General features: G+C 45.5%; 10 protein-coding genes and 1 pseudogene. 9 read left to right on the forward strand and 2 right to left on the reverse strand.

Features of this window, described 5'->3' with window-relative positions; translation table 11 throughout:
• Window positions 1–21 precede the first annotated feature (21 nt).
• The 6 genes and pseudogenes from astA to BDD26_RS20215 all read left to right on the forward strand — a co-directional run bounded on the left by astA (window position 22) and on the right by BDD26_RS20215 (window position 5,691).
• Window positions 22–1,083 carry an arginine N-succinyltransferase gene (gene astA / locus BDD26_RS12325; protein WP_038268236.1) on the forward strand — a complete coding sequence of 354 codons (1,062 nt, stop codon included), beginning with the start codon at window positions 22–24 and terminating at the stop codon, window positions 1,081–1,083.
• Entirely contained in the window at window positions 1,080–2,558 is a 1,479-nt protein-coding gene (gene astD / locus BDD26_RS12330; RefSeq protein ID WP_115826683.1) for a succinylglutamate-semialdehyde dehydrogenase, read from the forward strand. Before astA ends, astD begins: the two co-directional genes overlap by 4 nt.
• A 52-nt stretch (window positions 2,559–2,610) precedes the next feature.
• Entirely contained in the window at window positions 2,611–3,954 is a 1,344-nt protein-coding gene (astB, locus tag BDD26_RS12335; RefSeq protein ID WP_115826684.1) for an N-succinylarginine dihydrolase, read from the forward strand.
• A 12-nt stretch (window positions 3,955–3,966) separates the two neighbouring features.
• A complete protein-coding gene (gene astE, locus BDD26_RS12340) occupies window positions 3,967–4,956 on the forward strand; it encodes a succinylglutamate desuccinylase (protein ID WP_115826685.1) in 990 nt (329 codons plus the stop codon).
• 47 nt (window positions 4,957–5,003) lie between these two features.
• A pseudogene (locus BDD26_RS20210) lies at window positions 5,004–5,459 on the forward strand (amino acid transporter); the annotation flags it as partial.
• The gene (locus BDD26_RS20215; protein WP_244922728.1) at window positions 5,437–5,691 is read left to right on the forward strand and encodes a hypothetical protein; all 255 of its coding nucleotides are present in this window, start codon (window positions 5,437–5,439) and stop codon (window positions 5,689–5,691) included. The pseudogene BDD26_RS20210 and the gene BDD26_RS20215, both read left to right, overlap by 23 nt.
• 295 nt (window positions 5,692–5,986) lie before the next feature.
• Here the strand turns inward: BDD26_RS20215 and pta are convergent, their stop codons facing one another.
• Window positions 5,987–8,131, reverse strand: coding sequence for a phosphate acetyltransferase (pta, locus tag BDD26_RS12350; RefSeq protein WP_115826686.1), 2,145 nt, complete (start codon window positions 8,129–8,131; stop codon window positions 5,987–5,989).
• A 97-nt stretch (window positions 8,132–8,228) separates the two neighbouring features.
• Window positions 8,229–9,431, reverse strand: coding sequence for an acetate kinase (gene ackA / locus BDD26_RS12355; RefSeq protein WP_115826687.1), 1,203 nt, complete (start codon window positions 9,429–9,431; stop codon window positions 8,229–8,231).
• A 255-nt stretch (window positions 9,432–9,686) separates the two neighbouring features.
• On the opposite strand from ackA, the gene yfbV reads away from it, so the two are divergent.
• The 3 genes from yfbV to BDD26_RS12370 all read left to right on the forward strand — a co-directional run bounded on the left by yfbV (window position 9,687) and on the right by BDD26_RS12370 (window position 12,957).
• Window positions 9,687–10,142 carry a terminus macrodomain insulation protein YfbV gene (gene yfbV / locus BDD26_RS12360; RefSeq protein WP_115826688.1) on the forward strand — a complete coding sequence of 152 codons (456 nt, stop codon included), beginning with the start codon at window positions 9,687–9,689 and terminating at the stop codon, window positions 10,140–10,142.
• Between the two features lie 185 nt (window positions 10,143–10,327).
• Window positions 10,328–11,002: a sugar phosphatase gene (locus BDD26_RS12365; RefSeq protein ID WP_115826689.1), complete on the forward strand. Its 675-nt coding sequence runs from the start codon at window positions 10,328–10,330 to the stop codon at window positions 11,000–11,002.
• 125 nt (window positions 11,003–11,127) lie between these two features.
• Window positions 11,128–12,957, forward strand: coding sequence for an SLC13 family permease (locus tag BDD26_RS12370; protein ID WP_115827556.1), 1,830 nt, complete (start codon window positions 11,128–11,130; stop codon window positions 12,955–12,957).
• Window positions 12,958–12,969: the final 12 nt, after the last annotated feature.

The following is a 12,969-nucleotide window of genomic DNA, read 5'->3' on the forward strand; positions in this document are numbered from 1 at the left end:
AAGCAGTTTTGAGGTGATACCATGATGCTATTCAGATCCGTTCAACATAAGGATTTGGGGGATATTCTCAATCTCTCATCTTGTGCTGGAGTTGGTTTAACATCGTTGCCAAACAATCAGGAATACTTGGCGTCCCGGATTTCACGCAGTATTGATTCATTTAATGATGCCCGCGGACGCTCACAGCAGGGATTCTTGTTTACTCTGGAAGACACGGAAAAGCATCGTGTTATTGGGGTGAGTGCACTGGAAGTTGCTGTTGGGTTAGAGGAGCCTTTCTATAATTACCGGGTACAGAAATCTGTGCGCTCATCCCGTGAATTAGGTGTTTACAACTCTTTTGAAACACTGATTGTTGGTCAGGATTATACCGGGTGCAGTGAATTGTGTACCTTGTTCCTTGATCCTGCTTATCATGGGGGACGCAATGGTGTTTTCCTTTCCAGAAGCCGGTTCTTATTTATTTCGGCCTTTCGTCATCTTTTCCCGAAATCTATTTTCGCGGAAATGCGCGGAGTGGTAAATAAACAGGGAGAATCGCCATTCTGGAATGCGCTTGGACAACACTTTTTCAACGTCCCTTTTGCACAGGCGGATTATTTAACAGGCATTGGTGCGAAAACATTTATTGCTGAATTAATGCCGTTCCATCCGATTTATGTCCCTCTGTTGCCCGAAGAGGCACAACGGGCTATCGGGCAGGTACATGAGAATACTGTGCCAGCCCGTATCATTTTAGAGAAAGAAGGTTTTACCTATCACGATTTGGTCGATATTTTTGACGCCGGTGCCATCTTACAGGCTGATATTGATGGTGTACGGGCGGTAAAAGCAAGCCGGCTTGTGTCTGTACAAAGATGTGAAAATGTTTCCAGGCAGTGCAACGGCAGACTATATATTGTTTCTAACCTACATTTTCAGGATTTTAAAGCATTGCTACTGAATATCCCTGATCCGGCTGACATTTATGGACTAAATAGTAATGAACTGAGGTTGACTTCCGCAGAAATGGATGCACTTCAGGTAGAGGAAGGGGAGTCAGTACGCTGTGTTGCACTTTTTTCTGAGGAAACTTCACAATGAATTATCAGGCAAATTACATTGATGGTAATTGGGTTGCAGGGCAAGGGGTATTGATTGTCAAACATTCACCCGTTGATCAGAAAGTTTTATGGCAAGCACATAGTGCTTCTGTTAATCAAGTGGATGAAGCTTGCCAGGCAGCCCGCAGAGTGTTTCCGGCATGGGCAAAACTGGCAGTTGAAAAGCGTATTGCTATTGTTCAGACGTTTGCTGATTTATTAGCACAGGAAAAAGAAACAATTGCCCGTGTGATCAGTGAAGAAACCAGCAAACCGTTGTGGGAAACCCGGACAGAAGTTCAATCCATGATGGGTAAAGTTGCTATTTCCATTGAAGCATGGCAGCAACGGACAGGTTATTCTGAAACCATTATGCCGGATGGCAAAGCCATATTGCAGCATCGTCCTCATGGTGTAATGGCTGTTTTCGGCCCTTATAATTTTCCGGGACATTTACCGAACGGCCATATCGTTCCTGCATTAATTGCCGGTAACACATTAGTATTTAAACCAAGTGAACTGACCCCCATAACAGCCGAAAAGACCATGGCCTTATGGATCAGGGCGGGTTTGCCTGCGGGAGTGCTGAATCTCGTTCAGGGAGGTAAAGATACTGGCGGTGCCTTACTGGATAACCGCGAGATTGATGGTGTGTTATTTACGGGCAGTGCAACAACCGGTTTTCATTTCCACCGTTTACTGGCCGGACAACCGGAAAAAATGCTGGCGTTGGAGATGGGGGGCAACAATGCCTTGATCGTAGATGATTATGAGGATCTGGATGCAGCAGTGTATACCATCATTCAATCCGCATTTATTTCCGCTGGGCAACGCTGTACCTGTGCCCGCAGATTGCTGGTAAGACGCGGAGAGAAGGGAGATGCATTGATCCAGCGGTTGGTCGAAGCAACGCGTCAGATAGTTCCATCCCGTTGGGATGCCGATCCTCAACCTTTCATGGGTGGAGTGATCTCTTTGACTGCGGCAGAAAGCTTACTGGATGCTCAATCCCGATTATTAGCATTAGGAGGCAACGCGCTGCTCACGTTAACACAGCCCGATCCTCACTCTACATTTATGACCCCTGGTATTATTGAGTTGACGGGTGTCGGTCAGGTTCCGGATGAAGAATATTTCGGCCCTCTGTTGACTCTGCAACGCTACGGCGATTTTGATGAAGCTATCTCTATTGCTAATGACACCCGGTTTGGTCTGGCATCGGGACTGATATCACCTGATGAGAGTCTTTTTCAGCGTTTGTCAGAGGAAGCAAGAGCCGGAATTGTGAACTGGAATAAACCATTGACCGGCGCCTCCAGCAAAGCACCTTTTGGCGGGATTGGCGCATCAGGTAATCATCGCCCCAGCGCTTACTATGCCGCAGATTATTGTGCCTGGCCAATGGCAACTCTGGCGACAGACAAATTAACTTTGCCTGATACCCCTGTACCGGGGCTTGATTTTTTCCGCTCTTAATTTTTCTGATCAACATTATTTTCAATAAACAGCAGGAAGAACCGAGGTCATTATGTCGGGAATTGAAGCAAACTTTGATGGTTTGGTGGGCATGACGCATCATTATGCCGGGTTGTCGATGGGTAATGAAGCCTCAATGAATCATCGTGGACAAGAATCTAACCCCCGTAGAGCGGCACTTCAGGGGTTACTAAAAATGAAAGCATTGTCTGATATGGGATTGGTACAGGGGGTTTTGCCCCCGCAACAACGTCCTAATCTCCCCGCTCTGCGGCAACTTGGATTTACTGGTAGTGATGAGCAGGTGCTGAGCAAAGCTGTACGTTATTCACCGTTACTGTTGTCCAATCTCAGCTCAGCTTCTGCCATGTGGACAGCTAATGCAGCAACAGTTTCACCTTCTGCTGATAGTAGGGATCGGCGGGTTCACTTTACGGTAGCAAATTTAAATAACAAGCTGCACCGCTCACTGGAAAGTGTCACAACATCCCTGGCATTAAAAGCGGTCTTTTCTGATCAGCGCTATTTTGTTCATCATGATCCGTTACCCCAACATGCTGATTGGGGAGATGAAGGTGCAGCAAATCATAATCGTTTTTGTGGTGAATATGATGAAGCGGGAGTGCAGCTATTTGTTTATGGGCGTAGTGCCTTTCAGAATGGGATAACACCAGAACATTATCCTGCGCGGCAGACATTGGAAGCAAGTCAGGCCATCGCACGATTACACCAGCTTGAGGAGACACAAACTGTCTTTGCTCAGCAGAATCCCATTGCCATTGACAGCGGAGTCTTCCATAACGATGTGATTGCTGTCAGTAACCGGAATGTTTTTTTCTACCATGAACAGGCATTTTTAAATCAGCAGTCTGTATTGGCTGAACTTGAGGAAAAACTGGCACATCTGGGGCAAAAGTTGATCACAATTGAAGTACCGGCATTGCAAGTGACCATTCAGGATGCGGTAAGATCTTATCTTTTCAACAGTCAGCTCTTGAGCCAGCCTGATGGCAGTATGATGCTGATTTTGCCGGAAGAGTGCCGGCAAAATGCTAATGTCTCAGCGTATCTACAGTCTCTGGTTGCGTCAGGGAATTCACCCATCAGTAAACTCCATTTTTTTGATTTGCGCGAAAGTATGCGTAACGGTGGCGGGCCGGCTTGTCTGCGGCTTCGGGTTGCCATGAAAGAGAAAGAGCTGGCAGCAGTCAATCCGGCTGTACTGATGACCCCAGAGCTGTACCTGCGTTTAACGGACTGGGTTGGACGCCATTATCGTGATTCTTTGTATGCCGATGATCTGGCCGATCCACAATTGTTAACAGAAGTCTATTTTGCTCTGGATGAATTAACTCAGATCCTTGATATCGGCTCTGTCTATGAATTTCAGCGTTAATCAGGAGATCAAATGGATTTACTTTCTCTATTGCTTGAAAAGAAGCTGCGTGAAAAAAATCTTAAGAACACGCTCAGATTCCCGCCCTCATTAACAGCTACATGGTTGGCAGAAGGTGTATTACAGCTAATTCCACAAGAGAAGAAAAACGATACATTGATTATTTCCGCAGGGATACATGGTAATGAAACGGTTCCTGTGGAGATTCTGCTCCAATTATTATCACAACTGGCGCAGGGAACTTTATCATTGCAGCATAACCTATTGCTGATTTTTGGTAATGTGCCCGCCATGCGTGAAAATAAGCGTTATATCCACAATGATCTCAATCGCATGTTTGGTGGACGGTATCAGAATTTCTCTGCCGGGATTGAATCAGAGCGGGCGGCAGAACTGGAATCTGTGATACAGCGATTCTTTCAGGAGCCGGTGGTTATGGCATCAGCACGAGGCTGGCACCTTGATCTGCATACCGCTATTCGTGGCTCCTGTCATGAACAATTTGCTTTATTACCTTTCCAACAGCGTGAGTATGCGGCTGATTTATTACAATGGCTGGAGGGAAGCGATATTGATGCACTGGTTTTCCATAAAAGTGAAGGTGGTACATTCAGTCAATTTACCAGCCAATATTTCAACATGGATAGTTGTACGATGGAAATTGGCAAAGTGTATCCCTTCGGACAGAATGATTTGACTAAATTCAGAAATATCACGATGGCATTACATGATCTGGTAGCGGGCTCGTTCTCTGTTAAACGGGAAAAACCGACAATCAAACGTTACCGCGTTATCGATTCAATTATCAAACAAGACAGTAGCTTTCAGCTTCATATTTCAGAAGATACAAAAAACTTCACTGCACTGCCGGATGGTTTTGAAATCGCCAGCCAGGAAAATCAATCCTGGAAAATTATTTCCCCGGCAAACTTTATTTTATTCCCCAACGCCAATGTTGCCATTGGTCTGAGAGCAGGTCTGTTATTGGAGCAAATAACGTAATTGATTTATGTAAATTCATAATAAAAAGAAAACCGTGGAGGTTATTGATGACGAATACGGTAAAAACACCTGTAGAGCAACCCACAGGCGCACAGAAGCTTCACCGTGGATTAGAAAAACGTCATGTCCAGTTAATTGCCATTGGTGGAGCTATCGGGACAGGGCTATTCATGGGAACAGGGAAAACTATAGCTGTATCAGGCAATTCTATTATTCTGACTTACCTGTTGATCGGTTTTTTTGCCTTTATGGTTATGCGAGCAATGGGAGAACTATTGCTCACTAAGCTGGATTACCGCACGTTCGCTGATTTTGTTGCTGATTATTTAGGGGAAAAAGCCAGTTATTTTCTGGGATGGACATATTGGATGAGTTGGGTAGTGAGTTGTATTGCTGATGTTGTGGTATCTGTTCGTCACCTGACTGAGCCAGAAGTATTCTTGCTCAATGGTGTAATCGGGTTTCTGGCTGGTTTTCAAATTGCTATCTTCTCTTTTACTGGCCCGTAAGAAACGGCCTGATTTACATCAGGTTTCTGCATATAAAATGCCAATGGGTATTCCGATGACGTGGTGTACCCTGATATTTTTTGCTTTCACAGTAGTGATTATGATCTTTGATTATGATACGCGTATAGCATTGTATGGCACACCTGTCTGGTTTGTGATATTGGAAGTTTTATGGCGTATGCGGAAAAAACAGCAGCAGAAAATGAGTATAAAGATGATTAATTAACAGAATTTGAATATTAGAAAATAAATAACTGTCAGTTAATTTTCAATCTATTACTGTTATTAAAAATTATTCCTGATGATTAATAAAATATTAATTTTATTGGATTAAAATAAATATTTTATAAATGCCATTATAGGTAGGTGACAGAGAAATATTAATCATTAGTTAGTCGTGGTTTCACATAATAAGTTCTGGAACTTTTCATAAATACAATATTTTCATGAATATAATCAAAGTGATTAGTATTCAATCCCGGCTTTTAGCCGGGATTGTAGAAGACAAGCTCACGCAAAAATTATGCGTTTTCTTGCTGAGTTGCCTGAATAGCAGTCAGTGCAACGGTATAAACGATGTCATCAACCAGTGCGCCACGGGACAGGTCGTTAACAGGTTTACGCATACCTTGCAACATTGGCCCGATAGAAACCAGATCCGCAGAGCGCTGTACCGCTTTATAAGTGGTGTTACCGGTGTTCAGATCCGGGAAGATGAACACGGTAGCCTGACCAGCAACCGGAGAGTTTGGTGCTTTGGATTTTGCTACGTCTGCCATGATAGCTGCATCATACTGCAATGGGCCGTCGATGATCAGATCCGGGCGTTTTTCTTGTGCCAGGCGGGTTGCTTCGCGAACTTTCTCTACATCGCTGCCGGCACCAGAATTGCCAGTGGAGTAGGAGATCATGGCAACACGAGGCTCGATACCAAATGCTTTTGCAGAATCTGCGGACTGAATCGCGATTTCAGACAGTTGCTCAGCGGTTGGATCTGGGTTGATTGCACAGTCACCGTAAACCAGCACTTGTTCTGGCAACAACATGAAGAATACAGAAGAGACCAGAGAGCTGTTTGGTGCAGTTTTAATTAATTGCAATGGTGGACGGATAGTGTTTGCCGTTGTGTGAACAGCCCCGGAAACCAGACCATCAACTTCGCCTTGTTCCAGCATCATTGTGCCCAGAACAACGTTGTCTTCCAGTTGTTCACGGGCAACAACTTCGGTCATGCCTTTGTTTTTACGTAGTTCAACCAGACGTGGAACATAGCGTTCACGTGCAGAAGCCGGATTAATGATTTCAATGCCGGCACCCAGTTCAATACCCTGAGCAGCTGCCACACGGCGGATTTCTTCTGGATCACCGAGCAGGATACATTCAGCGATACCGCGCTCAGCACAAATAGACGCCGCTTTAACAGTACGTGGTTCATCACCTTCCGGCAGAACGATACGTTTGCCAGCCTGACGTGCCAGTTCGGTCAACTGGTAACGGAATGCTGGTGGCGACAGGCGATTCGGACGCTCAGAAGCGGCTGCCAGGGAATCAATCCACTCGTTGCTGATGTGCTGTGCAACGTAGTTTTGCAGTTTTTCGATACGCTCGTGGTCATCCGCAGGAACTTCCAGACTGAAACTTTGCAGGTTCAGGGAAGTCTGCCAGGTATTGGTTTTCACGGTGAATACAGGCAGACCGGTGCTGAATGCACGTTCACACAGTTCACGGATGGAGTCATCAATCTTATAACCACCAGTCAGCAGAACCGCACCAACTTCAACGCCGTTCATGGCTGCCAGACAAGCAGTGATCAGAACATCAGGACGGTCTGCTGATGTCACCAGCAGAGAGCCAGGACGGAAGTATTCCAGCATATTTGGAATGCTGCGGGCACAGAAAGTCACAGATTTGATACGACGGGTCTGGATAGCACCTTCATTGATAATGTCTGCTTTCAGGTGTTTTGCCATGTCAATCGCACGGGTAGCGATCAGATCAAAATTCCATGGAATGCAGCCGAGAATTGGCAATGGGCTGTTTTTGAATACAGTTTTCGGATCAATATTAGCAACAGTGGCTTTTGTTGCTTCATCGAAGATTTCGGACAGGTCAGGACGAGTACGGCCTTGCTCATCAACCGGGGCATTCAGTTTGTTGACAATGACACCGATAATATTCTTGTTCTTGCTTCCACCGTATTCTGCACGGCTCAGTTCAATCTGTTCTTTTAATTGTTCCGGGGAGTGAGTACCCAGAGCAGTAACGAATACAATTTCAGCATTCAGTGTCTTGGCGATTTCATAGTTCAGAGACTGCGCAAATGGATGCTTACGAGTCGGAACCAAACCTTCGATCAGAACCACTTCTGCGTCTTTCGTGTTAGCGTGGTAACGAGCCACGATCTCTTCCATCAGCACATCTTTTTTATTGGTGGTCAGAAGAGATTCCACATAAGCCATTTCCAATGGCTCAGCAGCGTGAATGCTGGAGTGAGAACGGATAATTGTTGTGGTTCTGTCTTGGGAACTGCTGCTGCGTTGTTGCGCGATAGGTTTAAAAACATTCAGGCGAACGCCTTTCTGCTCCATGGAGCGGATTACACCCAGGCTGACACTGCTTAAACCAACACTGGTGCCAGTAGGGATCAACATAATTGTACGGGACACGGAAACCTCTTTAACGGTTGCTCGTTAGTCAATTAACATGATTTAAATGCGATAAACAACCGCCAGCAATGTCGGCGGTTATAAGAAGTCATATTACTTATGCAGTCAGGCGCGCTGAATCCTGAGCGATCACTAATTCTTCATTGGTTGGGATCACCAGAGCAGGACGGCTGTTGTCAGTTGTGATCACGCCATCTTTACCGAAACGAGCAGCAAGGTTACGCTCGTGATCGTATTCAAAACCTAGCAGAGCAACTTTTTTCAGAGTCAGCTCACGAACCAGAGCAGAGTTTTCACCGATGCCGCCAGTGAAGATGACTGCATCCAGACGACCTTCCATCAATGCACTGTAAGCGCCGATATATTTCGCCAGACGGTGGCAGTAAACATCCATTGCACGTTTTGCATCTGCTTTGGTTTCGTAGTTATCTTCTACATAACGGCAGTCGCTCGTCACTTCAGTCAGCCCCAGGAAACCGGATTCTTTGGTCAGCAGAGTATTGATCTGGTCAATGCTCATGCCCATTGCATCATGCAGGTGGAATACGATAGCTGGGTCGATGTCACCGCTGCGAGTACCCATAACCAGACCTTCCAGTGGAGTCAGGCCCATAGAAGTATCAACACATTTACCATTGACTATAGCAGAAACAGAGCCACCATTACCCAAGTGGCAGGTGATAACGTTCAGTTCTTCAACTGACTTGTTCAGTATCTTAGCTGCTTCACGGGAAACATAGAAATGGCTAGTACCGTGTGCACCGTAACGGCGGATGCCCTGCTCTTTGTACAGATTATATGGCAGTGCATACAGATACGCTTCTTCAGGCATAGACTGGTGGAATGCGGTATCAAATACAGCAATGTTTTTCTCAACCAGATGAGGGAAGGCTTTTTTCGCTTCTGCGATACCGATCAGGTGTGCAGGGTTGTGCAGTGGTGCGAATGGGATCGCCGCTTCAATACCTTTGATAACTTCGTCAGTAATAATCACAGAAGAAGTGAATTTTTCACCGCCGTGAACGATACGGTGACCGATGGCTGAAATTTGCTCAGAAAGTTCTGGCTTTTCAGACAAAATCGTATTAACAATGAAGTTCAGAGCTTCACTGTGTGCTGCGCCGGCACCTAAAGCAGCTTCGTGTTTCGCGCCATCTATTTTCCATTTAATACGAGCTTCTGGCAGACCGAAACATTCAGCCAAACCAGAGAGATATTCTTCACCATTGGCAGGATCGATGATAGCGAATTTCAGAGAGGAGCTACCGCAATTAAGAACCAGTACCAGCTTACTTGACATGGAATTACCTATTATCTTGTTGTGATCTAATCTTAAAGAAGAAAAGTGTTAAAAAAATGAAGCAATTTATTAACAAACGAACCAAAATGTTGCGAAAACAGGCGGTCTTTCTGTTTTGTTGCTGCAACAACACAAAAGTCTGTGTAGGATACCGTTTGCCAGCAATAAAGACAAAATATACTTAATACTACAAAAAAGATTTTATCTTTTGTAGGGATTTTTTAAAAACTATGCTTTTAATTGATTGAGGTCATGATGAATATGACGCCACCTGTCAACCAGGGTTGGTTTAAAAGAGTCCAATTAGGGCAACAATATCTGAAAATATGGCCACTGGAAAAACAGCTTGCTCCTGTGTTTCCGGAAAACCGCGTTATTAAAGCGACTCGCTTTGGCATTCGCTTTATGCCGCCATTGGCGATCTTTACCTTAACCTGGCAAATCGCCTTGGGTGGGCAGTTAGGGCCATCTGTTGCGACAGCACTGTTTGCCTGTAGTCTGCCGTTGCAGGGGTTATGGTGGCTGGGAAAACGGGCAGCAACACCTTTGCCTGAAAGTCTGCTGAAATGGTTTTACGAAATTCGTGAGAAATTTGCTGAAGCCGGGATCGCAATGATGCCAGTAGAGAACATGCCAACTTACTTATCACTGGCTGAATTGCTGAAACGGGCGTTCAAACAGTTGGATAACTCTTTCCTTGATGATATTTAAACCGTCAGAGTCCATTCTGACGGTTTTTAAATCAGTTGACTGATAAATTCCCCATTCAGAACTTTTTACGTTATCTTGCCTATGTAGATTTTCATTCAGGTTCTTTGCTTTTGCTTAATATCACCTGAATATTGTTGAAATATACCAGATGATTAACAGATGACTGCATTTGAAGGAGTTGGACTTTGGTGCTGAAATGTAGAGGTTTTTTATTTGATTTGGATGGTACGCTGATTGATTCATTGCCTGCGGTTGAGCGGGCATGGATTAAGTTCGCTGATAAAATGGGTATCAACCGTGATGAAGTTCTGAACTATGTTCACGGTACTCCGGCGATATTATCATTACGCCATTTTATGCCTGGTGCCACGGAAGAAGAGATTGACAGTACTTTCAAGTGGATTGAAAAACTCGAAACGGAAGATACGGAAGGTATTGCCGCTTTACCCGGTGCCATTGCCCTGATTGATAAACTGAATGCACTGGATATTCCGTGGGCAATTGTGACATCGGGGACTGTCCCTCTTGCTTCTGCCCGCCATAAAGTGGCGGAGTTACCAGAACCGGCTCATTGGGTAACGGCTGAATCTGTCGAGAACGGCAAACCAAATCCTGAACCTTATTTGTTGGGCGCGCAAAAATTGGGATTGTTGCCGGAAGAGTGTGTGGTTTTTGAAGATGCAGCGGTGGGAGTTCATGCCGGGCTGGATGCAGGTTGTCAGGTCGTTGTCGTCCATGACTCACCGGATATTCCACGCAGAGATGAGATTCAGATGACTATCACGAATCTGGAAGATATCGAAATTGTTAAATCTGGTGGCGATGTAACGATTTATGCTATGAATCAGGACGTTTGTTGATCCACACCGAAGATTTTTTCTGACAAAACTGGTCTACTTACTCTATTCATACCTATGGCAATAGGTTTTTGTTGATAATACCCGGCCTGCCTGTTGGCAGGCCGGCTTTTCTGATAGAGGCCGTATTGAATAGCGAACTGTTGTGGGTATTGACCCTGTTATTGATAGCCATTGTTCTTTTCACGACTAATAAAGTCAGAATGGATGTAGTGGCTTTACTGGTGATTATTGCTTTTGTCCTGAGTGGTACGCTCTCTTTAAATGAAGCTACAATCGGTTTCAGCGATCCCAATGTCTTGTTAATTGCAGCGCTGTTTGTTATCGGCGAAGGGCTGGTGAGGACAGGTGTTGCTTATCAGATGGGAGATTGGCTGGTCCGGGTCGCAGGTAACAGCGAAACCAGAATGCTGGCTTTGTTGATGTTGTCAGTTGCCGGACTAGGAGCTTTTATGAGCTCCACAGGGGTTGTTGCTATTTTCATCCCTGTCGTTTTGAGTGTGGCGGCCAGAATGCAGATTTCACCGGGGCGGTTAATGATGCCACTAGGGTTCGCCGGCCTGATCAGTGGCATGATGACACTGGTTGCGACTCCTCCCAATATGGTGGTGAATAGTGAGTTAGTACGTGAAGGGTTACACAGCTTTGGTTTTTTCTCCATTACACCTATCGGTATTTTGGTTTTGCTGGCGGGGATCGTATACATGCTGATTGTCCGCCGTTGGTTAGGAAGCAAAACTCCCCAGAAAACTGATGAGCGTTACCATCGCTCATTTCGTGATCTCATCCGTGACTATAAATTATCCGGGCGTGCCCGTCGTCTTGCTATCCGGCAACATTCGCCATTGATTGGTCATTCTCTGGATGAGCTGGGATTGCGTGCGCGTTATGGGGCTAATGTTATCGGTATTGAGCGTTGGCGGAAATTCCGTCGTGTGATGGTTGCTGCAACCGGAGAAACGGAATTTCGGCAACAGGATGTTCTGCTAGTGGATATGTCCGACAGTGATGTGGATTTGCGGCAATTCTGTAGCGAACAACAGTTAGAACCTATGATATTACGCGGGGAATATTTCTCTGATCAATCCCGTGATGTCGGCATGGCAGAAATATCTGTGATCCCTGAATCGGATTTGTTGGGACAATCGTTGCGCAGTATGAAATTCCGTACGCGCTACGGGCTTAACGTAGTAGGCATCCGACGCAGTGGTAAGGCATTGGTCGGTAAGTTGGTTGATGAACCTCTGCTGCCTGGTGATACGTTGCTGGTCATCGGTGACTGGAAGTTAGTGCGGGAACTAAAAACCAAAGCGCCTGATTTTATTGTGCTGAACTTGCCCGTTGAAGTGGAAAGCGCGGCACCGGCAGCATCTCAGGCACCTCATGCGTTGTTTTGCCTTGTTTTAATGGTGGCAATGATGTTGACCAATGAAATTCCCAATTTTATTGCCGCCTTGATTGCCTGCCTGTTAATGGGAAAATTTCGTTGCATTGATATGGAAAGTGCTTATCGTGCCATCCATTGGCCAAGTCTCATTCTGATTGTTGGTATGATGCCATTTGCATTGGCATTACAAAAAACCGGTGGAATTGATTTGATTGTTCGTGGATTAATGGATATCGCCGGTAATATGGGGCCACGGGCCATGTTGATATGCCTGTTTGTGCTTTGTGCCATTATTGGATTATTTATTTCCAACACCGCAACAGCCGTGTTGATGGTACCTGTTGCCATTGCTGCCGCGAAAGAGATGTCGGTATCTCCTCTGCCTTTTGCGATGATAATTGGAGTAGCGGCTTCAGCGGCGTTCATGACTCCGGTTTCTTCTCCCGTCAATACACTGATATTAGGGCCGGGAGGATATCGATTTGCTGATTTCCTGAAACTGGGTGTGCCTTTTACATTCATTGTACTGGGGATCAGTGTGGCAATTATTCCCGTTCTCTTTCCGTTCTGAATGCAGTATCTG

Origin of the sequence: Xenorhabdus cabanillasii, from assembly GCF_003386665.1 — a bacterium.
Classification (GTDB): domain Bacteria; phylum Pseudomonadota; class Gammaproteobacteria; order Enterobacterales; family Enterobacteriaceae; genus Xenorhabdus; species Xenorhabdus cabanillasii.

What these genes read in the sequence shown, in the direction of transcription:
- astA (WP_038268236.1), top strand. Translation starts at nt 22, where the DNA reads ATGATGCTATTCAGATCCGTTCAACATAAGGATTTGGGGGATATTCTC.
- astD (WP_115826683.1), top strand. Translation starts at nt 1,080, where the DNA reads ATGAATTATCAGGCAAATTACATTGATGGTAATTGGGTTGCAGGGCAA.
- astB (WP_115826684.1), top strand. Translation starts at nt 2,611, where the DNA reads ATGTCGGGAATTGAAGCAAACTTTGATGGTTTGGTGGGCATGACGCAT.
- astE (WP_115826685.1), top strand. Translation starts at nt 3,967, where the DNA reads ATGGATTTACTTTCTCTATTGCTTGAAAAGAAGCTGCGTGAAAAAAAT.
- ackA (WP_115826687.1), bottom strand. Translation starts at nt 9,431, where the DNA reads ATGTCAAGTAAGCTGGTACTGGTTCTTAATTGCGGTAGCTCCTCTCTG.
- yfbV (WP_115826688.1), top strand. Translation starts at nt 9,687, where the DNA reads ATGAATATGACGCCACCTGTCAACCAGGGTTGGTTTAAAAGAGTCCAA.